29 protein-coding genes are annotated in these 22,869 nt (G+C 37.3%); 24 read left to right on the forward strand and 5 right to left on the reverse strand.

The annotated features are described in order from the left end of the window. Window positions 1–3: 3 nt before the first annotated feature. The 17 genes from OZX63_RS02995 to OZX63_RS03075 all read left to right on the forward strand — a co-directional run bounded on the left by OZX63_RS02995 (window position 4) and on the right by OZX63_RS03075 (window position 13,140). Window positions 4–417 carry a hypothetical protein gene (locus tag OZX63_RS02995; protein ID WP_277144462.1) on the forward strand — a complete coding sequence of 138 codons (414 nt, stop codon included), beginning with the start codon at window positions 4–6 and terminating at the stop codon, window positions 415–417. A gap of 230 nt (window positions 418–647) precedes the next feature. Continuing rightward, complete coding sequence (locus tag OZX63_RS03000; protein WP_277144464.1) at window positions 648–3,722, forward strand: tape measure protein; 3,075 nt, start codon at window positions 648–650, stop codon at window positions 3,720–3,722. Continuing rightward, on the forward strand, window positions 3,722–4,414 hold the full coding sequence (locus OZX63_RS03005; RefSeq protein WP_277144466.1) for a hypothetical protein: 693 nt from the start codon (window positions 3,722–3,724) through the stop codon (window positions 4,412–4,414). The genes OZX63_RS03000 and OZX63_RS03005 overlap by 1 nt, the downstream gene beginning before the upstream one ends. Then, window positions 4,411–5,439 carry a late control protein D gene (locus tag OZX63_RS03010; protein ID WP_277144468.1) on the forward strand — a complete coding sequence of 343 codons (1,029 nt, stop codon included), beginning with the start codon at window positions 4,411–4,413 and terminating at the stop codon, window positions 5,437–5,439. The genes OZX63_RS03005 and OZX63_RS03010 overlap by 4 nt, the downstream gene beginning before the upstream one ends. Then, window positions 5,412–5,792 (forward strand): DUF2577 domain-containing protein, encoded by a 381-nt coding sequence (locus tag OZX63_RS03015; protein ID WP_277144471.1) that lies wholly within the window; start codon window positions 5,412–5,414, stop codon window positions 5,790–5,792. The genes OZX63_RS03010 and OZX63_RS03015 overlap by 28 nt, the downstream gene beginning before the upstream one ends. A gap of 113 nt (window positions 5,793–5,905) precedes the next feature. Further along, window positions 5,906–6,256, forward strand: coding sequence for a DUF2634 domain-containing protein (locus tag OZX63_RS03020; RefSeq protein ID WP_277145091.1), 351 nt, complete (start codon window positions 5,906–5,908; stop codon window positions 6,254–6,256). Then, window positions 6,243–7,391 (forward strand): baseplate J/gp47 family protein, encoded by a 1,149-nt coding sequence (locus tag OZX63_RS03025; RefSeq protein WP_277144473.1) that lies wholly within the window; start codon window positions 6,243–6,245, stop codon window positions 7,389–7,391. Before OZX63_RS03020 ends, OZX63_RS03025 begins: the two co-directional genes overlap by 14 nt. Next, on the forward strand, window positions 7,384–7,929 hold the full coding sequence (locus tag OZX63_RS03030; RefSeq protein ID WP_277144475.1) for a putative phage tail protein: 546 nt from the start codon (window positions 7,384–7,386) through the stop codon (window positions 7,927–7,929). Before OZX63_RS03025 ends, OZX63_RS03030 begins: the two co-directional genes overlap by 8 nt. 15 nt (window positions 7,930–7,944) lie before the next feature. Continuing rightward, window positions 7,945–10,065, forward strand: coding sequence for a hypothetical protein (locus tag OZX63_RS03035; protein WP_277144477.1), 2,121 nt, complete (start codon window positions 7,945–7,947; stop codon window positions 10,063–10,065). A gap of 12 nt (window positions 10,066–10,077) precedes the next feature. Continuing rightward, window positions 10,078–10,473, forward strand: a complete 396-nt coding sequence (locus tag OZX63_RS03040) for a hypothetical protein (protein ID WP_277144479.1) — start codon at window positions 10,078–10,080, stop codon at window positions 10,471–10,473. Beyond that, on the forward strand, window positions 10,470–10,817 hold the full coding sequence (locus OZX63_RS03045) for a hypothetical protein (protein ID WP_277144481.1): 348 nt from the start codon (window positions 10,470–10,472) through the stop codon (window positions 10,815–10,817). The genes OZX63_RS03040 and OZX63_RS03045 overlap by 4 nt, the downstream gene beginning before the upstream one ends. Before the next feature lie 33 nt (window positions 10,818–10,850). After that, window positions 10,851–11,198 (forward strand): hypothetical protein, encoded by a 348-nt coding sequence (locus OZX63_RS03050; protein ID WP_277144483.1) that lies wholly within the window; start codon window positions 10,851–10,853, stop codon window positions 11,196–11,198. 44 nt (window positions 11,199–11,242) lie between these two features. Next, complete coding sequence (locus tag OZX63_RS03055) at window positions 11,243–11,659, forward strand: hypothetical protein (protein ID WP_277144485.1); 417 nt, start codon at window positions 11,243–11,245, stop codon at window positions 11,657–11,659. Next, a complete protein-coding gene (locus tag OZX63_RS03060; protein ID WP_277144487.1) occupies window positions 11,659–11,838 on the forward strand; it encodes an XkdX family protein in 180 nt (59 codons plus the stop codon). The genes OZX63_RS03055 and OZX63_RS03060 overlap by 1 nt, the downstream gene beginning before the upstream one ends. Before the next feature lie 11 nt (window positions 11,839–11,849). Further along, on the forward strand, window positions 11,850–12,227 hold the full coding sequence (locus OZX63_RS03065) for a hypothetical protein (protein WP_277144489.1): 378 nt from the start codon (window positions 11,850–11,852) through the stop codon (window positions 12,225–12,227). Beyond that, window positions 12,224–12,595, forward strand: a complete 372-nt coding sequence (locus tag OZX63_RS03070) for a phage holin, LLH family (protein ID WP_277144491.1) — start codon at window positions 12,224–12,226, stop codon at window positions 12,593–12,595. The genes OZX63_RS03065 and OZX63_RS03070 overlap by 4 nt, the downstream gene beginning before the upstream one ends. Next, complete coding sequence (locus OZX63_RS03075) at window positions 12,595–13,140, forward strand: peptidoglycan recognition family protein (RefSeq protein WP_277144492.1); 546 nt, start codon at window positions 12,595–12,597, stop codon at window positions 13,138–13,140. The genes OZX63_RS03070 and OZX63_RS03075 overlap by 1 nt, the downstream gene beginning before the upstream one ends. Window positions 13,141–13,851: 711 nt before the next feature. Here the strand turns inward: OZX63_RS03075 and OZX63_RS03080 are convergent. Continuing rightward, the gene (locus tag OZX63_RS03080) at window positions 13,852–14,121 is read right to left on the reverse strand and encodes a type II toxin-antitoxin system HicB family antitoxin (RefSeq protein ID WP_277144494.1); all 270 of its coding nucleotides are present in this window, start codon (window positions 14,119–14,121) and stop codon (window positions 13,852–13,854) included. A gap of 136 nt (window positions 14,122–14,257) precedes the next feature. On the opposite strand from OZX63_RS03080, the gene OZX63_RS03085 reads away from it, so the two are divergent. Continuing rightward, entirely contained in the window at window positions 14,258–14,398 is a 141-nt protein-coding gene (locus OZX63_RS03085) for a hypothetical protein (RefSeq protein WP_277144496.1), read from the forward strand. Window positions 14,399–14,677: 279 nt separating this feature from the next. Here the strand turns inward: OZX63_RS03085 and OZX63_RS03090 are convergent, their stop codons facing one another. Further along, window positions 14,678–16,564 carry an SHOCT domain-containing protein gene (locus OZX63_RS03090; protein WP_277144498.1) on the reverse strand — a complete coding sequence of 629 codons (1,887 nt, stop codon included), beginning with the start codon at window positions 16,562–16,564 and terminating at the stop codon, window positions 14,678–14,680. Window positions 16,565–16,763: 199 nt separating this feature from the next. Next, window positions 16,764–16,952 (reverse strand): hypothetical protein, encoded by a 189-nt coding sequence (locus OZX63_RS03095; RefSeq protein ID WP_277144501.1) that lies wholly within the window; start codon window positions 16,950–16,952, stop codon window positions 16,764–16,766. A gap of 96 nt (window positions 16,953–17,048) precedes the next feature. Between OZX63_RS03095 and wecB the strand changes: the two genes are divergently transcribed. The 3 genes from wecB (at window position 17,049) to OZX63_RS03110 (ending at window position 18,962) form a co-directional block, all read left to right on the forward strand. Continuing rightward, window positions 17,049–18,191, forward strand: a complete 1,143-nt coding sequence (gene wecB, locus OZX63_RS03100; protein ID WP_277144503.1) for a UDP-N-acetylglucosamine 2-epimerase (non-hydrolyzing) — start codon at window positions 17,049–17,051, stop codon at window positions 18,189–18,191. A gap of 232 nt (window positions 18,192–18,423) precedes the next feature. Further along, window positions 18,424–18,639 (forward strand): hypothetical protein, encoded by a 216-nt coding sequence (locus OZX63_RS03105; protein ID WP_277163677.1) that lies wholly within the window; start codon window positions 18,424–18,426, stop codon window positions 18,637–18,639. 68 nt (window positions 18,640–18,707) lie between these two features. Continuing rightward, window positions 18,708–18,962, forward strand: coding sequence for a hypothetical protein (locus OZX63_RS03110; protein ID WP_277144507.1), 255 nt, complete (start codon window positions 18,708–18,710; stop codon window positions 18,960–18,962). 40 nt (window positions 18,963–19,002) lie between these two features. On the opposite strand, the gene OZX63_RS03115 is transcribed toward OZX63_RS03110, so the two are convergent. Continuing rightward, window positions 19,003–19,491: a GtrA family protein gene (locus OZX63_RS03115; RefSeq protein WP_277144509.1), complete on the reverse strand. Its 489-nt coding sequence runs from the start codon at window positions 19,489–19,491 to the stop codon at window positions 19,003–19,005. Then, a complete protein-coding gene (locus OZX63_RS03120) occupies window positions 19,484–19,930 on the reverse strand; it encodes a flavodoxin domain-containing protein (protein ID WP_277134370.1) in 447 nt (148 codons plus the stop codon). Before OZX63_RS03120 ends, OZX63_RS03115 begins: the two co-directional genes overlap by 8 nt. Before the next feature lie 133 nt (window positions 19,931–20,063). Here OZX63_RS03120 and map point away from each other — a divergent pair, with 133 nt between their 5' ends. From map to galU, 3 genes are all read left to right on the forward strand, one after another. Beyond that, window positions 20,064–20,891: a type I methionyl aminopeptidase gene (gene map, locus OZX63_RS03125; RefSeq protein WP_277144511.1), complete on the forward strand. Its 828-nt coding sequence runs from the start codon at window positions 20,064–20,066 to the stop codon at window positions 20,889–20,891. A 6-nt stretch (window positions 20,892–20,897) separates the two neighbouring features. Next, entirely contained in the window at window positions 20,898–21,815 is a 918-nt protein-coding gene (locus OZX63_RS03130; RefSeq protein ID WP_277144513.1) for a YihY/virulence factor BrkB family protein, read from the forward strand. Between the two features lie 68 nt (window positions 21,816–21,883). Beyond that, entirely contained in the window at window positions 21,884–22,783 is a 900-nt protein-coding gene (gene galU, locus OZX63_RS03135; protein ID WP_277144514.1) for a UTP--glucose-1-phosphate uridylyltransferase GalU, read from the forward strand. Window positions 22,784–22,869: the final 86 nt, after the last annotated feature.

Genomic DNA, 22,869 nt, shown 5'->3' on the forward strand with positions numbered 1-22,869 from the left:
AAAATGACTGAAAATATCAATGACTTTTTAATGAAGAATGTAGAAAATCCCGTTAAAACGGAAAACGTTAAATTTAAACGTTTTAAATCGCCGTTTAAAATTAAGTCACTATTGGCTGACGATGTGACAAAATTACGTAATCAGGCGACTAAACAAGAATTAAACAGTAAGACACATCAGTATGAGGCTCAGACTGACCAGAACAAATTCACTGACTTGATTGTCGAAGCCAGTGTTGTCTCGCCTGACCTGCATAATGCAGAACTGATGAAAAGTTATAGTGTAGTTAATGGCGATGCTGCTAAATTACTGCAAAGAATGTTAACCATTGGCGAATATAGTGAACTCGCTGACCGTATTATGAAGATTTCAGGAATCGAGGATTCCGAAGCCGTTATTAATACAGCAAAAAACTAATTGAGAACTCAGTTGGCGACTTTGGCGCTTATCATTACGTACTTAATGAATACCACTGGACACCAAAACAATGGACAGAATTAAGCGCAAGAGAGCAGTCATTAATTATTGCGTCAATTGAAGTTAGACAGAAACATGAGGAAGAAGAAATAAAGAAAATGGAAAGGGAGAGCAAGGTCTAGTGATTAGGTCTTGCCCCTTTTTTGTTATTGCAAGAAAGGAGGTTTTAGATGGGAGTAATTGAAACAACTATCAGGCTAAATGATGCTTTTAGTGGAACACTAAGAAAGCTTGAGTCAGGGCTTAGTGCTGGAACAAGCGGCTTTGACAGGCTAAAGGGTGCCTTGAGCGGTGGCAATATGTTTGGCAATGCCACTAAGCAATCCAATGGATTTTTTAAATCGATGGTTGGCGCACAGGTTGTCGGCAGTACGATTAGCAAAGGCATGGCATTAGCTGGTAGCGGCATTCGCAGTATGGTTGGCGAACTAAATGAGTCAACAGTTGCATGGGATACTTTCGATGGCAATATGCGTCAGATTGGTAAGACGCCAGCACAAATTGCTAGTGCTAGAGCTTCGATGCAACAGTTTGCTCAAGCAACCATTTATTCATCTAGTGATATGGCTTCAACATATAGTCAGTTAGCCGCAATTGGCACAAAAAATACTGGACAACTAGTTAAAGGTTTTGCTGGATTAGCCGCTTCGGCTACTGATCCAAAGCAAGCAATGAAGACCTTGTCAGAACAAGCTACCCAAATGGCTGCCAAGCCAATGGTTCAGTGGCAAGACTTAAAGCTAATGATGGAACAGGCACCAGCAGGGATGTCGGCAGTTGCCAAGAAAATGCACATGACAACTGCTCAGCTGATTGCTAATTCTCAAGGCAAGAATAGTTCATTAAAATCGGCTGACTTGCTTAAAGCGATTGCTGAAGTCGGAACAAATGCAAACTTTAGTAAAATGGCAACACAGTATAAGACTGTAGGTCAAGCAGCAGATGGACTACGTGAAACGTTAGCTAATAAATTACAACCGCAATTCAAGAAATTCAGTCAAATTGGTATTGACGCCATTAGTAAATTATCTGACAAATTAAGTGATATGAACTTTGATAGTCTTGCAGACAAGGTTTTAAATGTATTCGATAGAATTAAGTCGGCTTTCAGTGACGTGACTAAAGGATTTGAAATGTCGGGTGCAGGAATAGAAATTAAAAAAACGCTGCAAGACATAGGAAGCATTATTACTGACATCATGACCAAAGCTTCGTCTGGGGGAAATAATAATTTCTTTACTCAACTTGGTAGTTTTGCAGGTAGTGTAGTAAGTGGAGTTGCTAATACGATAGATGGAATAGCTAGAGCATTAGGACAAATGAATCCTGCTACACTTGAAGCTTTAGGTGCCGCTTTTATTATTTTAAAAAGTGGTATGAAAGGACTCGTATTTACAGCTGTTGTTGCAGGATTACGAAATATAAGTCGATTAAATCCTGGTCAAATAAAGCAAGTTGCTAAAGCAATTCAAATATTTGCTGGTGCATTGGTAGCACTGAAAGCGATAAAAGGCGTAGTTAGCGGAATATCGTTGATAGGCAGTGCTATTTCTTCTATATCTGAAATTATGGAAGTTATTGGACCAGCCATTGAAGCTGGTCTAGGAGCAGCAATTGGCACAATAGCAGCAGTATTAGGAGTTATAACAATTGTAATTTTTACAGCGGTATGGGCATGGCAGAACAACTTTTTAGGATTTCATGATTTTATTTCTAATCTTTTTAGTAATCTAGGGGCGATTTTTGAGCCGTTTAGGCAAGCTATTGGTAACTTAGGTAATGCTTTAGCGCCTGTAGGTCAATTGCTAGGTACTATTGGGATGATAATAGCAGGTGCAATAGTTGGATCTTTATATCTTTTAGCAGGAGCAGTTGCTGTGGTTGTGGACCTCTTTTCAATGTTAATTGATATTGTGTCAATTGTGATTTTTTCTTTTAGATTTCTTGTTGATGCAATTAATGTTGTATTACAAGCTTTAAGGGACTTGTTTACTTTAAATTGGAGCTTTAGTAATGCAAGAAATGCAATTAACCAAGTTAAATCCGATGTTAATGGCTTAAAAGATACTTTTAGCAACTTAGGTAATATTGGTAAAAATGGTGCAACAGCAGGATTCATAAATGCTTTGAGTAACATTGATAGTAAAGCTAAGACCACTCAATCTGATTTAAATGGGATTAAGGTACCTGACATTGCTCTGAGCAATGCCAGAGTACTAAATATGAATAATGTTGCAGCTAATAAGGCAGGATTAAATAAAAAAGTTAAAGTCGGTTATCAGTTCGATACTGATCCACTAGGAGCAGCTGGATTAAAGAATCCAGCCGTTAAGCTGCCAGTTAAAGCAGATACTTCTAAATTAAATAGTACACAACAAGCAGTTCAGTCTAAACTTGGCAGTAAACCAATTAAAATGAAAGTTGCTACTTCTAAGGTGCCAACACCAAAGGCTCCTAAGATGAAGACCATCAAAGCTAAAGTTGCTAAGCCGAAAATACCAACTCCTAAAGTACCTAAGCTAAAGACGTTGCATGTTAAAGTCGCAAGGCCAGTTATTCCACAGCCTAAGATGCCGAAGATTAAGACTATTACAGCACCACATATAAGTAACATATCAATGGCAGGTTCAGTTTCTGCAGTAAGGTCTGGTATGAATCAGGCTGTTGCTGCAGTTAGAAGTGGTGGCAATCGAATGGTAGCTGCTGTTCATTCTGCTATTACAAGGTCTGTTGCCGTTGCTAGAAGTGGCGCAGGTGCCATGCGGTCAGCAGGCGTTATGATTGGCGCTGGACTTGCAGCTGGTATGCGTTCAGAGGTTGGTGCAGTAGCCGCTGCAGCTAATGCATTAGTTGCACAAGCTAATCGAGCAGCACGTGCAAAAGCACAAATTCATTCACCATCACGGCTGTTTGCTGAGGTTGGTAGTTTTATCGGTCAAGGTATGGCTTTAGGGATGAATAAGACGGCTGGTTTAGTTGGTGCTGCAGGAGCTGGATTAATTGATGCCGCTAATACAGGTGGCACTGTGGGTGTTAATTATGCTGGTTCTGGTTCAATAACACCAGCAAGTTTGGCACGTAGCCAGGTATTTTCTAATCGTAGCAGCAACAGTAATAGCCAAGTTGTTACCATTGCTAAGGGTGCCATTGTCGTTAACGGTGCAAGCAAGCCACAACAGACAGCTGATGATGTAATTGATGCAATTGAAGAACGCATGGTTGAAATTGATAATAGGAGGCTTTAATGGACAATGATGATAGATTTGCCGTCTACTTAACTAACTATGCTGATAACTCAACAATTGAGTTGCCGCTTAATCCAAGTGACCTAAAAATCAAGTATGAATCTGATGATAAGACACAGACCGTAATTAACCTGGGTGAGATTAACCAACTGGGCCCGCTAAAGCTTAGCACGATTGAAATTGCGAGTACCTTTCCTAAAGACGATCATTTTGTTTCAACAACTGATTTTCAACAACCAACCTACTATATTGATTGGCTAAAAGAAATTCAGAAGAGTAAAGGTCGAGTACAGCTGGTGGTTGCTTCGACTGAACTAAGTAGAACAATGACGATTGCTAGCTTTGAGCCAGGATTCAAAGATGGTTATGATGGCGAGTACATTTACACTTTGGAGCTGAAGGACTATCGAAAAGCAACGTATAAGAAAGTTAAAAAGAAGAAGAAAAAGCGCAAGTCTGGTCATAAGAAGAACCGTAATAGTCCTGCTAAGAAGATTGGCAGAGGTTCAACGGTGATTGTGAATGGCAGACTGCACTTAGATAGTGATGGTCGAGGACCAGGAGCTTATGAGAAGAATGCAAAGCGTAAGATTACGAATGTTGCAACGGGCCACAAGTACCCGATTCACGTTTCAACGCTGTCAGGAGGAGCACGAGGTTGGGTTAAGAAAGGTGATGTAAAGCGAGCATGATAACCTTTTTCCAAATATGGTCTAGGGACAAAAAGAAAGGCTACGATGTTAAAAACATTGTAGCCAATCTGAAATGGGTAACGGATTTAAATTTTTCGGCCGGTCAGCTTAATTTTGACTTGATCTATCAGGACAAGACATATCTACCAGCACTTGGTAGTATTGTTAAGTTTTACTGGGACCACCATAAAGTCTTTTATGGTTATGTGTTTAACGCCAAGCTAACTCATGAAAAAGTTGTTTCTGTCGTAGCGTATGATAAGACGCGATACTTGAAGAATCAGGACAGCATTGTCTGGAAGACGGGAACAATCGCTGATCGGTTTAATAACGTCTGCAAGCGTGCAGGTATCAGTCATAAAGTGATTAATAAGCCTAAGCATAAAGTAGCTGCAGAAGTTTGTGACGGCAAGTCATATTTTGACATGCTTAAGTCAGCAATATCTAAGACGTTGCGATCAACTGGGCACATGTATTTCATCTATGCCAATTACTCAAGAGTTGAGTTATGTCGGGCACCGCGTAAGAAGCTTAAGCTGATTCTGGATCCTGATTCTGGCATGACTAGCTTCACTTTTTCTAAGGATATTGATAACACAGCAAATGTAGTTAAGATTATTCAGAAAAATGTTAAGAAGTCTAAGTCGAAAACAGCTACTGCTTCAGGCGATAATCCTTCTAAGACTAGCTTTAAGTCAGTAACTAAAAAGATGCCGAGCGTGAAGCGCTGGGGCAAATTACAGATTACGCAGAATAAGAAGAGCAAAGCTAATCATGCGCAAATGGTTAAGCAAGCGAAGAATGTCTTAAAGCAAAAGGATTTGGCCAATAAGACATTGACGATTGATTGTTTAGGAAATCTTGATTTAGTGGCTGGCAATTCGGTTGAAGTAAAAATCGTAGGTTATAAAACAATCAAGAACTGCGGGATTCTGAAAGCAACGCATAATTTTGGCACTGATTATAATTGCAGTTTAGAAATGAAGGTGATGGCATCATGGCTGGCGAACGACTCTACAGAATGATGCACGAGCGAGGCGGTTCTGACAATGAATATTGCGATATTGTTTATGGCACGGTTGATTCAGTTGACCCGTTAAAAGTACAATTGGCCAACGACATGATTTTGACCGACGATTTTATCGTGCTGGGCAAAAATATTGGCAAGATTGTATTGAATGGCAGAGTTAAGGTTTATGCCCATAGTGACAAAGTTGGCAGTGCGTCAGGCAATCGTCCTGAATTGATTGAAAAGGTCAGATATGAGCTTGATAACAGTTTAAAAGCTGGCGATAAAGTTAGTATGATCCGGGCAGATGGTGGCCAGCAATTCTACTTGTTTGAACGTGAACCAAATAAACCGCTAAAACTTGAATAAGGAGGTGATAAGTCGTGGACGATGATGATGTGATTATTGATGAAGATGATGATTTAGATACTGTTGATGAAGACCAAGATAATGATGAGGAAGTTGAAGAGGACCAACCGACGCTGACTTTTCAAATCAAGAATAGCCGCATACGTAGTAAAGCTGATGGTTTACCTGCGATGGTGCAGGCAGTGTGGAAAATTCTGAAAACTGAACGCTTTGTTTATCCAATATATTCAGATCAATATGGCAACGACTTACCAGATTTATTCGGCAAGTCGTTTTCTTATGCGCGAGTTGAGATCAAGCGAATGCTGGAAGAAGCGCTACTTGATGATGACCGGGTGACTGAAGTGACGATTGACAGCATTGAGCAGTCAGATAGCACTACGTTATCCGTGACGGGGACTTGCACCACAATTTATGGCGATGTGCCAATAGAAAGTGAAGTGAAGATAAGTGACACCAGATGATTTAGCAGCGGAATTTGAAGAACACGATGTTGACTACTATATGGAAGAAATGCTGGACGCAGTACCAGACGACATTGATAAGCGTGAAGGTTCGGTAATTTATGATGCAATTGCCCCCGCTGCTTTGGTTATGGCTCAAGAGAATCAGCGTATGGCCATGATTATTAAAGAGACATATGTAAGAACAGCAGACGGCGAGTTCTTGGACTACCGTGCGCAAGAGCGAGGGACAGCTCGATATGCGGCGACTCAAACCGAAGTTAAAGCAAAAATAACTGATAGTGATGGCAACGGATTAACAAATGTACAGGTAGGCGACCAATTTGCAAGTATTGGTGAAACGCCTATTTTTTATACCGTTACGCAAATTTATGATGACTTAACGGTTGCGATGACAGCTGATGATCCTGGCACAACACCTAACGGCTATTTGGGGCAGATTTTACCGGTTACGCCAAATGACGAGTTGTCTTGGGCCGAGATTATCGAAATTATTGCACCAGCTCGAGATGAAGAAACTGACGACCACTTACGAGCAAGACTGCTGGGTTCGGATGATTGGATTGCCTACGGTGGCAATATTGCGGACTACCTAGCAATGACCAGCAAGATTACTGAAGTCGGTGCAACACAGGTTTATCCAGTTTGGAATGGTGCTGGGACGGTTAAATTAGTTGTTTTAGATAATTCATTAATGCCGGCTAATCAGGACTTAATTATAAAAGTTAAGAATCTGATTGACCCTACCAACAGTGAAGCTCAAGGCTATGGTTTGGCACCGATTGACCATCAGGTTACCGTAACTGCACCCACAGCCTTGACCGTTGATATTGCAACGAATATACAGATTGACAGTCAACACAGTGCAGAAGCAGTGAAACAGCAGATTAACGACCAATTGACCGAGTACTTTAAGAATTTGCGAGCTTCATGGAATTTAATTGATCCTAAGACAGGACGCGGCTATGCCATGATGATTTACCGATCAAAGATATTGTCACAAATTATGCAAATTGAAGGCGTAATGAATGCCACAATTCCTAGCTTGAATGGTGCTGACAGTGATATTAAGTTGGTGTTTGATAATAATACTTCGCAATTGCCAATCCTAGGGGCGGTGACACTGAATGAGTAATAACTTGATGAATTATTTACCAGATTACTACCAAGACGTGTACGAAATGCAGGCAATTATGCATGCGCACGGGCAAGTCTTAGATGAATTTGAGAGTAAACAAATTCGAACGCTGCTCAATCAATTTGTAACACAGACCGATAGCAGGGGCATTGCGGTATTTGAGAATCAAGTCGGTGTGCAACCAAGCCCTGGCGATGATTTAGTTACTAGACAAAATCGGGTGCTGATGCACTTATTGCCACCAAGACCAATAACAATTAGATATTTACGAGAACTATTTAAGACGTTGAAAATACCGATAAATATTACAATTGATCGGCAGAATGTGATTGTTGAAGGTACTAGTTCTAGCATAAATAATACGCAAATTGACGATATTAGATATATTCTGAATGTTTATCTACCAGCTAACATGCTTTACGAAATCAAGATTGCTTTAAAACAGGCATTGATTGGCACTGATTTATTTATTGGCATTGGTATGAAGTCAAAAGTGACAACGGTAATCGATGCAAATGTATCGCAGATTTTTTAAAGGAAGTGATAAAAAATGTCAAAATATAATAAGACCGTGCTGACGAATGCTGGGATTGAATTAGCTAAGAAAGTTAACACTGGACAGGCTAAATTCAGCATTACTAAAGCAGCTACCAGTTCAGAAAATCTATCTGACAAGAGCATTGCTGAATTGCAGAATATGACTGAGCTGCCAAGCATTATGCAATATGGCGTGATTACTGATGTTGAAGATACAGCATTAGATAAAGATACTGTAATTGGCATGGACTTGAAGTTCAATAACAAAGAATTGGCACATGGATACAGCGTCAATGCGATTGGTTTGTATGCCAAAGAAGATGGTGGCAGCGAATTTTTGTATGCCATTGCCACAGCTGTTGATCCGGAGCATATGCCTGACTTTAACGACAAAGCAATGTTCCAATTCAACGTAACGATGTATGTGGTAGTTGGGCAGTCTAGCAGTGTGACGATTAACGTCACTGAAGAAGGCGTGGCGACTAAAAAATATGTTGATGACGAGCTTGAGAAAAAAGTTGATAAGACTACTTATGATAAGGATAAAAAACAGTTAGAAGACGGCATCAAAGAAGCTGGCAAGGTAGAAAGTGTAAACCTAATTAAACCGGATCCTATTTCTAAAGATGTTTCGCTTACTTCTGAGAACATACCACATTACAACAGTTCAGTTAAACAAACATTAGACAGTTTAAACAACACAAAGGCTGAAAAAGTAAATGGGGCTGCAGTAGATGATAATAAAAACATTTTTGTTCCTGTATTTGCGCCAAATTTGCTGAAAGGAACAAGTAAAGTATTACATCCTATTGCTGCTAATGATGATACTCAAATATGTACTTTACAAACAACACCGGGTAAATACAGTGTTGCTGTTAATATTGATTATTCCAAATTTTCTTCTGGGACAGCTGGCGCTCAGCTACATATAGCAGCGGGAAGCGATGGTGCAGCAGACAGTAATTTGATAGTAGCTGGTTCTCAAGGAAGAGTAATCGCTACTATTGAAATTAAAGAAGTTAGCTATGTAACTATTTCGATTCATTCTTCTAGTGCCTATGTAGGGGCTTGGAGCTGTCTTAAAGCTAGTTGCTGGCAAAATGCTAGCACACCACCAGATATGACTTGGCTGCCTAACCCTGATGATAAAGTTGATAGTAAAGACTTTAAGGTTGGTGGAACTAATCTTTTTGTCAAATCCACGCTACAGCACGGTTGGCTTGACCATACGGCACAAGGTGGAATCCAGGATAGCACTTCGGATTGGCATACGGATTATATCCGCTCAGCATACCGAACGCCTTTTATTCTAAGTTTTAGCCATCCGAGCGATTACATTAAAAGTAATCAAAGTAATGTTCAGATTGATTTTTATGATGAAAATAAAAATTGGATTGACAAAGTTAACACTGGTGCGGACTGGACAGCAGATACTGATGTGATAGCAAGAAAATTTGATGCTAGTAAAGCATATTGGTTAAGAGTGTCTGTGAATTATGGCTCAGAAGCTGAAAAAGATAGTTCTAAAACCAAACTAGAGTATGGCACAGTTGTGACAGATTGGTCACCAGCCCCGGAAGATATGACGAGCAGTAAAGATTTTAATAGTTTTAAGCAAGACACACAAAAAGCTTTAAATGGTAAAGCAGATGGGCAAGTAGACGGGCATACTGTTTATGAATTATTAAATAATTTTATAAAGCTTTGGGGCGGTGATGCCCAAAGAATGCCCGAGATTAATGGCAAGTCACAGCACTTCTTCGACCAAGTAGAATGGATCGGACGTGCTTTAACCAATAGTGGCTTTTTTGCTAATGGTAATGATGCTTATACTTTCCCTATTAGAAAAGACGATGGTAGTTACTCTAATGAGCAACTAGCCACGGCATTAAAAATGATTAGTGAGTATGCCTATTCTAATAAAGCATATGCTGATAATGCTGCAGGTAAGGCTAAAAATGATGCGGAGACCTATGCTAATGTTGCTTTAACTGCACCTAAACAGGATATTAGTAATCTTAAAGGACGAGTAACAACATTGGAAAATCGCGAATACACCCATGATTCTGGAACGGATGCAGCAGCATTAACATATTCGAAAACTCATCCTAGTGTAATTGTTTTTGGCGACTAGAAAGGAGATATTATGGCGATAACTTTTAATGGTAAGCAACATGATCATTTCTTTATGGATGGTCAGAAATGGCATAGTGCTAATTATTTTCCTAAGAAATACAAATTTGGCAAAAATCCTGGGGAAAGATGTATGATCTATGCTGTCAAAGATGATGGAATACTGCATCCCAATGGTTATGCCGCTTGGGCAGTTTGTAATCAAGCTGGTACTGCTGTTACGGAAACTTGGGTAGATAATATAGTTACACAAGATAATAAAGATTATGCCATGGTAAAAGTTGTTTTAGACGATGGTCCGGGTAGTTGGCAGTGTGAAATGGCTTATGTGAAAATGTCAGATTTCGGGGGGGTACGCCGATCAGCTAAGCCACCGGTATATCAACCTTTTAAGGTGGTGGTTGCATGATTTTTAACGGCAAAGAACATGATCATTTTTATTTAGGTGGGTATAATTGGCGTCAAAATGTAGTAGGTAAAAATGTATTAATACCAAATAATACTTCTTTTTTTGGTTTTAAAGATGAAAACGATATGGTTCCTACTTTGATAGACACTATTAACTATGATCAAACTACAACAATAACCGGTATTTTGATAAGTAATGATGGTACTGTCTTTTATCAATGTAAGAAAGTATTGGTTAATCAAGGTGGAAATTTAGATTACCTTTATTCTTCAATGTTTTTAAGGGCAACAGAAGTTAAAATAATTTCTGGGGGGGGTAAAAGCCCTAGTTATCAACCTTCTTAGAAACTTCTTCAGCATGGAAGTGATTCCATGCTGATGTACAATGGCAAACGATATGACCATTTATTTTATGCTGGTCAGAAGCTGATGATGGAAAATTATTTACCGAGATACTTTAGCTTTGCTCAAAATAATCAAACAAAAACTTGTTATGATTTTAATGTTGTAAATGGTGAACCAGTTATGACAGCAAATAATACATATCTGGGTTCAAGTATTGACGATATAAGTTTTTCTAACTACCAAAGAGTCATAATTAATCAAATTGTTAAATATAATGGTGAAGACTATGCATTAGTTAGATGTGAAATACACGCTTATGAATATTACACAGGAATTGTTTGGCTAAAAATATCGGATTTTGGCGGTGCAACACCGCTGTAACGCACTCTTAATGAGTGCTTTTTTAATAGAAAGGAAAATTTAAAATGACAGAAGAGGCAAAAACATATATTTATTATCGTAGTGACAATCAGGTGCCGTATGCAATTGACAGAGAGGAACAGCCTTTTGGTGATTATATCCCTTATCCTTTTGTGGCTGAAGCACCAGACCCATCTATTAAGTCGCCTAAGTATGACTGGAATAAGCGTGAGTGGTTTGAGTTTGCACCTGATGCTCAAGGTCAGCTAATCAATCAGCTGTCAGCTGACGTTAAAAACGTAAAGACTGACACACAATCAATTAAGGAAGATAAAGCAAAAGTTGATCAGACACTTACCTCACTTCAAACGGGCCAAACAACGATTGGACAACAAGTTGGCAATGTTGTTGATATGATGTCACAAATGATGGCAGCAATGGCAGGCACTCCTACAGCTGATACAGGAAAGGAGGCAGAATAATGTTTAATTTAAAACAATTTGCACCAATGATGGAACGGGTATATCAATCATTGTATAATTCCAAAATTTATGACAAGGCTAAAATTGCTTCGTTTGTGGTACTAGGAACGATTGACGCGGCAGCCTATAAGCGAATTACAGGTGAAGAATATGAAGCATCTACTGAAAATAGTAAGTAGGTGCTATTTTATTGGACTGGAGTAGCTTGATACAAGTAATTATAGAATCAGGTATTATTCAATTTTTCGCTGGTCTATGGACTGGACATCGTAAAAAAGTAAAAACAAACCAGCAATTAACTTCAGAAATACCAGACATTGAGAAGACATTAAAAAACTTAAACAACAAGCTAAATGATATTGGTGATGGTGTAAAAGAAGTGTTGCATTCAGAATTAGACGGTCTGTGTTTTAAAATCAAACGTCAAGATGGTGGTACAGAAGAACAGAACAATCGCTTGGATAATATCTATAAAAGTTATAAGGCACTACATGGCAATGGTGCTGGAACCAAACTATATGAAGAAACTAAGAAATTACCGATTATTGATAAGGAGACTGAAAGATGAGCATTAAAGATTATTTAGACTTAGGTTATGCAGGTTTAGTAGTTATTGCTATTGTGGCATGGGTTAGCGTTAAGGTTTATGGCGAGCACCATACTATCAAAAATAAATGGGTGGCTGAAATTCCTAATTTAGCAGCGGCCTTTGTTCATGAAGCGGAAACTACTGGCGGTGATGGCACGAAAAAGATGGACATCGTAATCACTAGTGTGGTAAATATCTTAACTAGTCACGGTGTCAAAATTGACCCTACCATTGAAGCAGCTATTCGGGCATTTGCGGAAAAAGAAGTTGCCAAGATGAATGAAAAGAAGCCAAGTAAGACTGGTACTACACCGGTAACTGATGCTAATAAGGAGGTTGCTAAATAATGAAACGTAATTATAAATACGCACTTGGTGCTAATGAAGGTAGTTCACAAGTTGCTCAACGTAGGTTTATCGTAGCTCACTCTACTGCCACACCTAATGGCGAAGCATGGGCGGTAGCACATAATATGAAAACTGGTATCAATACTAGTCAGACCTATGTTCACTTGGTTGTTGATGACAAACATATCTATGCAGTTGGTGAAATTGGTTATGTAGCTTGGGGAGCAGGAATGCCGGCGAACAACCTATCACCAGTTCAAATCGAGCTTTGTGAATTTACTAATCACAGGCGAGCAATGAAAGCCTATAAACATTATGTTAACTGGCTCAGGTGGGCTGCAAAGAAGTATGGCATTCCATTGACATTAGATGACAACGGCTACAAAGGAATTAAGACACATAGTTGGTTGGTTCAGCATGGATACAGTAATACAAACCATACTGACCCTTGGGGTTATCTAACGAAGCTTGGTATTACTAAGGATCAATTTAGAAAAGACCTAAAGAAAGGCTTTAGTGGTGCAAATATTGCGCTGACCAAGTAGAAAACGTATAATTGAATAGCGAGCGTTGGTATCTCTACGGGGACCAATACGAAAAGACCGCTCTGGAGATTAATTTCTCTGGAGCGGCCTTTTTTCGTACATAAATCGAAAGAGATTCAAAAGAGATATTATTGATATAGCAGTGTTGACAACAATTTTCGAAAAAGAATCAAACGTGTTATAATTTAGCTAATCAAGTAATTGCCACGTTTGTGGCCGACAGCAGCTATTAACTTAGTCTAGTAAGTAATCTGATCAGTTACTGAAGCTGTCTTAAAAAGATAAATGCCACTCGGATTAGCGAGTGGTATTTCAATGGACTAAATTTTGGACTAAAAAGTTAAAATTACTCAATAATATGAAATAGCAGTTTACTGTTATATCAACGTTTTTAAGGCATGTAATTACATAAAATAGCATATATAAATCTCACCGGGGTCATTGAAATATGGCGGTAAAGTCTTATAAATTAAAGTGAAAAGGCTGTGGTTATTGACCGCAGCCTTTTTAAATTCTAAAGTCGATTACTTTAGGTAGCTATTAAGTCCTTCGTGTTTATGCGCGAAGGAATTTTTTGTGTTTTATAGACTTAATAATTGCTTCTTTTCGGGAGCTTCAGATATTTGTCGTCTGTATTTTTTAATATTAATTGATACCACCATCGTAATAGTACTTTTAGCAAAATACTCAAGTACTGTTTCTAAATTTAGATTACTTTCCTTGTAACCACTTTTCCATGTCAACAGTGATATATACTACTTTATCATTAGGTTCCAATTTCCAATTTTTCGGGTCTTGTGGTTTAGGATATTCTTCGCCCTCAATCATGGTAGCAATGGCATCCTCTGCCCAATATACTACTTCTTCCCAAGTGTCACCTTGAGTAACCATACCTTGTATATTTGGAGAACTTGCAACAAAATAATGACCGTCTTCATCATTTACTTCAGTAATAATAACAGGATAAACTAATTTCTTCATATCTATCATCCTTTCCTAATCATTATATACAATAAACGTGTATAATGATTAATTAATAAAAGAATTTTTTATTTTAGCTGATAATGATTCCTTGATAATATGTGAGGAGTCCAAGTATGATGAGGAAAACAAGCAAATGAAAATACACAAATATCATTATCAAAATAAACAAGGTAATATCATTATCAATACAACAATTGATTTAAGACCTAGAAAATTTGTTGTAGCAGGATTAGTAATTGTAATAATTGCGGGAGTAATAAAAATATTAAAGTAATTAGAGTAATGAAAAATGGAAAGTGGAACGATACAACAGTGTAGATAGCATCTAACTGACATCTCGGTAAATAACATGACTAAAAAAGAAAAGAAATATTATACGTCTGCCGTCATAGCAATTGTTTTGGCAATTATATTACATCTAATTACAAAGATAATCTCAAAATCTTAATTAACTAAAAAGCATTAATAATCTCAATCATTATAAAATATTTAAGTGTTACAACATCTTGAATTGAAAGACCTAGTTGAATTAACAATTAGGTCTTATTCTTAGTTAAAGGTTTAATAATTGTTTCTTTTTAGCGTCAAAATCTTCTTTGGTGATAATGTCAGCTTCTAATAATGCTTTATAGTTTACTAGTTCTTTCATAATGTCATTAATTTGTTTCTTGTCTATTTCATGATCTTGCCAAGTATCGAGAATAGAAGTTACATGTTCTAATTGAGAATATGCGCTATTAACACGAGCACAGGGTATCTCACTTTTGACAATCAAAAATTTAATTTCAAATTCGCTGTTGTCAGTTAAAGTAATAACTAAGCCAAGATGATCCAAATATTTTTTTGTTTCATATTTGGTTACCCCCATTGGAACGTTGTTAATAAAATATTGCGTAACAAAATATTTTTCAGTTTCAATATGTTTTTTCTCATTAATGTGATATGAAACAATTTCACTCGCATCTACTAATCTGTCGGGAAATAAAAGTGTTTTGGCAATATAAATTTTTCTTGCATCAATATTAAAGTAGTAATGAGAATATCGAATGGATTTGTTTTTGAAAGCTTTTATGTATTCATCTTTTTCGTCTTTTTGTATTTGTATTTCTAAAGAAATATCTGTAAAATCTTGACCTTTGTCAATGTATTCTTTTAAATCATCAATTGTATGGGAGGCTATCCAATCGCTAACATTTTTAACTGATTCATATTTATAATTAGCCATACAATCTTGACAAATATAAGAAGAATCTTTTAATTTTACAAATTTGTCACTGTAATAAAGGTCTTGACTACAAAGTCCACATTGTTTATCAATTTTTTCAGTTAAAATGTCATAATCAGTTTTACTAGAAATACGAGCGCCACAAACAAAGAAGGCTGCCAATAGTGCCACAATGATTCTGATGAAAATGTTTATAGATGAAGCTGTCAAGTATACTGTAAAGGCCGTTATAATAAATAGCCATATTTCGAGACGCTTGTACCAAGGCTTATGAAGCTGTTCATTACGAAATTTAGGTGCTACTGGCTTGTTATCAGTAGTTAAAATAATATCAGAGAAATCTTGATTATTGTCAAGATATTTTTTCAAGTCTTCGATGGTATGAGAAGCAGCCCAAGCTCGAGATTTACTAATAGGAGAAAACTTATACTTAAGCATACAATTTTTACAAATATAAGTAGAATTTTTAAACTTTAGAAAGCGAGTTTCTTGAGAAAGATCTTGACCACAGAGTGCACAGCTTGAATTATTCTTTTTTTCAATTTCTTCATTAACTTTTTTATCCGATATAAAAAGTTTACTAACACCAAATATTGAACAAAAAGATACAAAGATTTTTATAGAGAAAGTTTCTGATGTTCCAAGTAAGTAAAGTATTAAAGCTAATAAAATGAGTAACCAAACCCAAAAGCGCTCATACCAGTATTTAGGCGATTTTTTGAATGCAATATTAGTAAAACTTTGTCCATTATTAATGTATCTCTTAAAATCATCAGTTGTGTGTTTTGCAGCCCAATTAATAGATCTACTAGTCAATGGAAAATTGTGCTTAAGCATGCAGTCTTCACAAATATATGATAGATTTTTAAATTTTAGCCGAAGTTGACAGTGGTAAAGATTTTTACCACATAGTGCACATTGTGCTGTTGGTACAAGTAGTGGGTATTTTACAGTTGCTATAATTTTTGTGTTTTCTGATTGTTTTTTAGATATTTGGCTTTTAACTTGTTTTTGGGGAAGTTTGCTTTTGCTATGCCTATGTGCTAGATAATATCCTAAAAGATAAAAAGCTAGACAGAATAATAATGAAATTTTTTCAAAAATACTAATTGATGTAGTAGTTAAACAAAATAAAGAGATTAAAATAATCAGCCCAATCCCAAAATACTTATGCCAAGATTGAGAATGTTTACTATTATGCTTTTTTCTTGCCATGTTTTTCAAAGCTCTTTTCATTATTAGTATTTTAAATACATTATCAAATAGATAAAATCAATAAAAACAATAGTTAAATCTGAAATTATTGTACTACTTTTATTAATAGCTTTATATATTTTAATTATATGGCTGGTTTTCAAATGAAATAACTGAACTTGATATGCAAGAGACTTAAAAGCAAGTAACCTGAAACTTTTCAAACCAACGGATTTTTAATAATTAATCCTGCTAAGACAGCAGCGATTACCAAGCAACTAATACCAAATATTAGTAAAATTTGTCTAGTTTTGTGACCTTGCCGCTTATCCAAGCTATAAACAAGACTGAAGCTGGCAAAAACTATAAAAAGCCCAGCAATTAATAATAAAGCAAAACTGTGATTCATATAAACGACCTTTTCTAAATTCTGTCTTAATTAAACCATACAAGCTTGTTTTTGGCCTATTAAATCGGGTATGATTATATCAAGATGGAGGCTTTTATGACTAGAATTAAGGTAATGACGGTTTTTGGCACTAGACCTGAGGCAATTAAAATGGCGCCACTTGTGCTCGGATTAAAGGCTGATGAGCGGTTTGACGAGGTGACGGTGGTTAGCGCGCAGCACCGTGAAATGCTTGATCAGGTTTTGGAAATTTTCAAAATTCAACCGGATTACGACTTTAACATAATGAAGCAGAATCAGACGCTTGAAGAAATTACGGCTAAGGTAATGATTGACTTAGCTAAAGTAATTAAGAAGGAAAAGCCGGATATTGTCTTGGTGCACGGTGATACGACGACCAGCTTTGCGGCTAGCTTAGCCAGCTTCTATGAGCAGAGCACAATTGGGCACGTCGAGGCTGGCTTGCGCACGTGGAACAAGTATTCGCCATATCCTGAAGAAATGAACCGGCAAATGACCGATGACTTGGCAGACCTATACTTTGCCCCAACTAAATTAAGTAAAGCTAATTTGTTAAAAGAAAATCACCAAGCTGACAATATTTTTGTCACGGGAAATACCGCAATTGATGCACTTAAGCAAACGGTTCAAAAAGACTATCATCATGATGTTCTTGACTTGATTGAACCAGGTCACAAAATTATTTTGGTAACGATGCATCGCCGTGAAAATCAGGGTGAACCAATGCGCCGCGTATTTAAGGTGATGAAGCAGGTAGTTGATAGTCATGAGGATGTTGAGATTATCTATCCTGTCCATTTATCGCCACGTGTTCAGCAAGTTGCCCGTGAAATTTTGGGTAATGACCCACGAATTCATCTGATTGCGCCATTAGATGTAGTTGACTTTCATAATTTAGCCAAACGCAGTTATTTCATTATGACAGATTCTGGTGGGGTGCAGGAAGAAGCCCCGTCGCTTAATAAACCAGTGTTAGTTCTGAGAGATACAACTGAGCGGCCTGAAGGTGTTAAAGCAGGAACATTAAAGCTGGTTGGAACCGAAGTTGATGCAGTACGCAAAGCAATGCTTGACCTGCTTGAAGATAAGGCTGCTTATCAAAAAATGGCGAATGCAAAAAATCCGTACGGTGATGGCCACGCCGCTGAGCGAATAATGGATGATATTGCTTATTATTTTGATAAATCAAAGACGACTAGGCCGGCAGATTTTGAATAGGGCTTAAATTTAACTAAAAATAGCTGATAGAGTAAAGCACTCTGTCAGCTTTATTTTTTTGTTTAAGAAGAAATCTGACATAAAGTTCTATTTATGCCCAAATATAAGAAAATTTATTCTCTATTATGTGATATATTTATATTATTAAAATTAGTCAAGTATTGAAAATTCACAAGGATTAACCATAGCTAAAGAAAAGGGAAAAGTAAGTAAAATGTATTTTTTTATTTGTATGGTAATGATTTTTATTCTGTTAGCGAGCTTTATCATAGGATATTTAAGGCTTATGGGAATTTTTGCTTTAATTCTTGGTATTATTTTAGTGGTGTGTGCATTAGTTACTTGGATAAAGAGAAGATCAAGTAATGAAGATCCAGATGATCGAGCTCTAAGACAAGCATATGAAATTTTAGACAGTTTGGAAAAGCACGACAAACATAAATGGTAAATATATGAAACACTAAGCTAATAAAAGCAGTTAATTACAAAAGAAGAAAGGGAGTAAAATACCATCTTATGATTTTTGCATTTATATTTTTATTCTTAATTTTTATATTGGTCATGCAATATTTAGGTATTTTATTGGTTTTTGCTTTAATTTTAGGAGCAATTTTGCTAGTGATTGCGGGTATCAGTTGCTGGAAAGAAAAAGCAAATTCAAAACCAAGTACAAATATAACAGTAAAAGAAGTAGATCCAATTACAGAAGAAGAGTACACAATTCAAAAAAGTATAAAACGACATAATAAGCGGATAAATAAAAAATTTTAAAAACAAAAAAGTCAAAAATTCACTTCAGAATTTTTGACTTTTATTTATTATTTTTATGCTTTTGCATTCGCTGTTTAGCTCTCTCAATCATCGTTGTTTCCTGTGCTTGGAAAACCGATCGTGTAGTTAGGTAATTGAAAATCCCGACTAATACTTGATCAATAATTTTAACTGGTAAAGCATTGAGGTGCAACCATGAAATACCAACGGACATAATCATTTGGTCAGGAATCAAGCTAATAATTCGATAGGTAAAAAAGACGATTAGCTTGTGCCAAGTTGAATGATCCTGGTCAACATTATTAATAAAGACGGCCTTCTGGTTAAAGAAGTAGGAAGCTAGATTAGAAATTACAAACGCAATAATGTTAGAAAAGAAAACTGCTCCGCGCCACCATTTGTGCAGGACCATAAAGACAACTGTATTAATTAATGCGGCAATAAACCCAAAAACCATGTAAACAAATAGATTGCGGTGGCGTTTAACAAACTTAATGGGATGACGCCATGGATTAATCCTATTAGCCATTTAACCGATCAGCCATTTCCTCTGCAGCTTTATCGATTGCAGCGATTGCATCATCGTCCGGTGCATTTTCAATCGTTACTGGTGCGACAACTTCTTCAGCACCAACTTGTTTGAACATTTTTTCAAAGTCAAAAACATTCTCACAAAAATGGTCGTTGTAGGTCTTGTCACCGCTGCCCATTACTGCAAAATATTTGCCGCTTAAATCTAGCTCTTTTAGTTGTTCGTAAAAGTCGGCAACATCGTCAGTCATCTTGCCCTCACCATAAGTGTAGGTCACAAAAATGCACAAGTCACTTGCCAAGTAGTCGCTAGCGTCCGTGAACTCGGCCTCGCTAGTCTCTACATCAAAATCATAATCTTGCAGATCTTCTTCTAAAATCTCTGCCATATCTGCATCATTGCCAGTCATACTAGCGTAGACAATCCTTGCCTTCATGCTGTTCATACCTTTCCTATTTAGTTCATCATATTATTATACATAATTTAGGCAGATTGATGAAATTCTTTAGTAAACTTTTAAAAAACGCTATAATGTAAGCAAAGATAATTTTTAAGAGGAGAGTTTAGTTTTGATTACAATTAAATCCGTTCGGGAACTTAAAGGGATGCAGGCTTCAGGCCGGTTACTGGCATCAATGTTTGAAGGCTTGCGTGATGTGATTAAGCCGGGAATTACGACTTGGGATATTGAAGAATTTTGTCAAGAATTTGTTAAGAGCCGTGGCGGTCGCTTATCTGAGCAAGGGTTTGAGGGTTACAAGTACGGCACTTGTATTTCGGTAAATGATCAGATTGCTCACGCAACACCGCGTAAAGATACGGTTTTAAATGAGGGTGACCTTGTTAAAGTCGATGTTACTTGCAACCTCAATGGCTTTGAGACTGATTCATGTACTACATATCCAGTTGGCAAAATTTCAGATGCAGATCGTGATTTGATGGAAACAACCAAGAAGGCAATGTATCTGGGAATTGACCAAGCAGTTTTGGGCAATCGGATTGGTGACATTGGGGCAGTAATCCAACATTTTGTCGAAGATGAACACGGCTATGGCGATGTTAAGGAGTTAGTTGGTCATGGTATCCAACCAAGTATCCATGAAGATCCAGAAGTACCTCATTGGGGCAAGGCTGGTCATGGTTTGCGCTTACGCGAAGGGATGACAATTACGGTTGAGCCAATGGTTGAAGCTGGCGGCGACTGGCGTATTGAGCAAAAGTCTGTCAGTGATCCTAATGATGATTGGGTTTATTACGCTACACCAGATGGCTCCAAGTCAGCACAGTTTGAACATACTTTTGCCATTACCAAAGATGGTCCTAAGATTCTAACTTTACAAAAGCCTTATGACGGTTACGAAAAATACTTGCCGCATTTTGACGAAATGGATGATTAAGGTTGCATGAATAAAAGTAAAGAGGCAGCACCAAATCGTGTTGCCTTATTTTATAAGACGCTATCGCTCAAATTCTCGCAAGGCGAAGTGTTAACTAGCGCGATTGTCATTGCTTATTATGTTTTGTTTTCGATTTTTCCATTAATTATTATTATCGGAAACATTTTGCCACTGTTTCATATTGATACGACGCCAATTGCCAGTTATCTTGACCTGATTTTTCCGGATCGGATCGCCAAGTTTATTATGCCGATTATTAACTCACTGTTAAAGCGTAAGTCGACCGGCTATATTTCGTTTGGTATTATTTTGGCCTTGTGGTCGGTTTCGTCATTAGTTAACGCGATTCGCATCGGGATGAATCGCATTTATGGCGTGCGCATGACAGAATTAAAGCAGAAGTGGCAGATAACGGTGTGGACGCGGTCAATTACTATTTTATTAACTAACTTAATGATTGTTATTTTTACTTTGCTAAGTTTAACTCTGATTTTTGGACAGCAAGTGTTGGAATTTTTACGGCCAATTTTTTCTTTTTCAGTTGGTGAAATTGAAAAAATCTTCAGTTACCGTTATCCAGTTGTTGGCATTATTTTGCTTGGCGCGTTATTTTATTTAAACTACGTTTTGCCTAATGTTAAGCTGAAAAAGCGGGTAATTTGGCCTGGTGTCTTTACGACCTTAATTGGCTGGCTGTTGCTATCTTATTTGTTTAGTTTTTACCTCCATCATTTTCACATCAGCTGGGAAAATTATGGCATCATTGGTACTTTTATTATTTTCATGTTATGGCTTAACATCTCTTCTATCTTGTTATTATTTGGTACCTGTGTTAATGCGGCGATTGTTTCACTTCGTGTTGGTAAAGTACAATATTCTGTTGGTCATTTAGCAGAGTATATTCAAAGAAAACGCCACCAATAAAGTTGGCGCAATTGTGCAAAATCTGGTATATTGGATTTTAAAGTATGGATAAGAGAAAGTGTAAAAATATGAAAGTAAGGAAAGCCATTATTCCGGCAGCGGGGTTAGGGACGCGGTTTATGCCCGTGACCAAAGCAATGCCCAAGGAAATGCTGCCAATTGTTGATAAGCCAACGATTCAGTTTATTGTTGAGGAAGCTAAAAGCTCGGGAATTGAAGATATTTTAATTGTTACCGGTAAAAATAAACGGTCGATTGAAGATCACTTTGATTCTAATCCCGAACTCGAGCAAAATCTGCAAGAAACAGGAAAGACCAATTTATTGCAGATGTCGCGGGAAATTACGCAACTAGGGATTAATATTTACTATACTAGGCAGCCACATCCCTTAGGTTTAGGTGATGCTATTGCCCGCGGACGCAGCTTTGTTGGGGATGAGCCGTTTGTTGTCATGCTAGGTGACGACTTGATGCTGGACAAAGTGCCGCTAACGCAGCAGCTAATCAACCGTTATAACAAGACTCACGCGTCAACAATTGCTGTCATGCCAGTGCCGCACAAGGAAGTTTCCAAGTATGGTGTCATTGAACCAGATAATGAAATTGTGCCGGGGTTAATTAACGTTAAGTCCTTTGTGGAAAAGCCTGATGTTGATAAGGCACCCAGTGACTACGCCATTATTGGTCGCTACTTGTTGACGCCAGAAATTTTTGATATCTTGGCTAACCAAAAACCGGGACGTGGCGGCGAAATTCAACTGACTGATGCCATTGACACAATGAATAAGACCCAGCGTGTTTTTGCTCATGTGTTTACGGGTGAACGCCACGATGTTGGCAATAAGGAAAGTTATCTTGAAACTTCCATTGAATATGGCCTTAATCATCCTGAAATTAAAGATGATTTGCGCAAGTATATTATTAATTTGGGTCATAAGTTAGAGACTCAAGATAAGAAAAAGAAATAAGAAATATGACTTTAAAGCATTTTAGACATTTTGTTTAAAATGCTTTTATTTTTCAACTTTATGAAAACGACTTTAAACTTTTTCTT

It is taken from the genome of Lactobacillus sp. ESL0700, assembly GCF_029392095.1.
Classification (GTDB): Bacteria; Bacillota; Bacilli; order Lactobacillales; family Lactobacillaceae; genus Lactobacillus.

Coding starts and splice junctions, on each gene's coding strand:
- wecB (WP_277144503.1), top strand. CDS start 17,049: ATGACTAGAATTAAGGTAATGACGGTTTTTGGCACTAGACCTGAGGCA.
- OZX63_RS02995 (WP_277144462.1), top strand. CDS start 4: ATGACTGAAAATATCAATGACTTTTTAATGAAGAATGTAGAAAATCCC.
- OZX63_RS03055 (WP_277144485.1), top strand. CDS start 11,243: ATGACAGAAGAGGCAAAAACATATATTTATTATCGTAGTGACAATCAG.
- OZX63_RS03050 (WP_277144483.1), top strand. CDS start 10,851: ATGTACAATGGCAAACGATATGACCATTTATTTTATGCTGGTCAGAAG.
- OZX63_RS03005 (WP_277144466.1), top strand. CDS start 3,722: ATGGACAATGATGATAGATTTGCCGTCTACTTAACTAACTATGCTGAT.
- OZX63_RS03010 (WP_277144468.1), top strand. CDS start 4,411: ATGATAACCTTTTTCCAAATATGGTCTAGGGACAAAAAGAAAGGCTAC.
- OZX63_RS03095 (WP_277144501.1), bottom strand. CDS start 16,952: ATGAATCACAGTTTTGCTTTATTATTAATTGCTGGGCTTTTTATAGTT.
- OZX63_RS03110 (WP_277144507.1), top strand. CDS start 18,708: ATGATTTTTGCATTTATATTTTTATTCTTAATTTTTATATTGGTCATG.
- OZX63_RS03075 (WP_277144492.1), top strand. CDS start 12,595: ATGAAACGTAATTATAAATACGCACTTGGTGCTAATGAAGGTAGTTCA.
- OZX63_RS03040 (WP_277144479.1), top strand. CDS start 10,078: ATGGCGATAACTTTTAATGGTAAGCAACATGATCATTTCTTTATGGAT.
- OZX63_RS03085 (WP_277144496.1), top strand. CDS start 14,258: ATGAAAATACACAAATATCATTATCAAAATAAACAAGGTAATATCATT.
- OZX63_RS03130 (WP_277144513.1), top strand. CDS start 20,898: ATGAATAAAAGTAAAGAGGCAGCACCAAATCGTGTTGCCTTATTTTAT.
- OZX63_RS03000 (WP_277144464.1), top strand. CDS start 648: ATGGGAGTAATTGAAACAACTATCAGGCTAAATGATGCTTTTAGTGGA.
- OZX63_RS03030 (WP_277144475.1), top strand. CDS start 7,384: ATGAGTAATAACTTGATGAATTATTTACCAGATTACTACCAAGACGTG.
- OZX63_RS03015 (WP_277144471.1), top strand. CDS start 5,412: ATGGCTGGCGAACGACTCTACAGAATGATGCACGAGCGAGGCGGTTCT.
- OZX63_RS03035 (WP_277144477.1), top strand. CDS start 7,945: ATGTCAAAATATAATAAGACCGTGCTGACGAATGCTGGGATTGAATTA.
- OZX63_RS03070 (WP_277144491.1), top strand. CDS start 12,224: ATGAGCATTAAAGATTATTTAGACTTAGGTTATGCAGGTTTAGTAGTT.
- galU (WP_277144514.1), top strand. CDS start 21,884: ATGAAAGTAAGGAAAGCCATTATTCCGGCAGCGGGGTTAGGGACGCGG.
- OZX63_RS03090 (WP_277144498.1), bottom strand. CDS start 16,564: ATGGCAAGAAAAAAGCATAATAGTAAACATTCTCAATCTTGGCATAAG.
- OZX63_RS03045 (WP_277144481.1), top strand. CDS start 10,470: ATGATTTTTAACGGCAAAGAACATGATCATTTTTATTTAGGTGGGTAT.
- OZX63_RS03120 (WP_277134370.1), bottom strand. CDS start 19,930: ATGAAGGCAAGGATTGTCTACGCTAGTATGACTGGCAATGATGCAGAT.
- OZX63_RS03060 (WP_277144487.1), top strand. CDS start 11,659: ATGTTTAATTTAAAACAATTTGCACCAATGATGGAACGGGTATATCAA.
- OZX63_RS03115 (WP_277144509.1), bottom strand. CDS start 19,491: ATGGCTAATAGGATTAATCCATGGCGTCATCCCATTAAGTTTGTTAAA.
- OZX63_RS03105 (WP_277163677.1), top strand. CDS start 18,424: ATGGTAATGATTTTTATTCTGTTAGCGAGCTTTATCATAGGATATTTA.
- OZX63_RS03080 (WP_277144494.1), bottom strand. CDS start 14,121: ATGAAGAAATTAGTTTATCCTGTTATTATTACTGAAGTAAATGATGAA.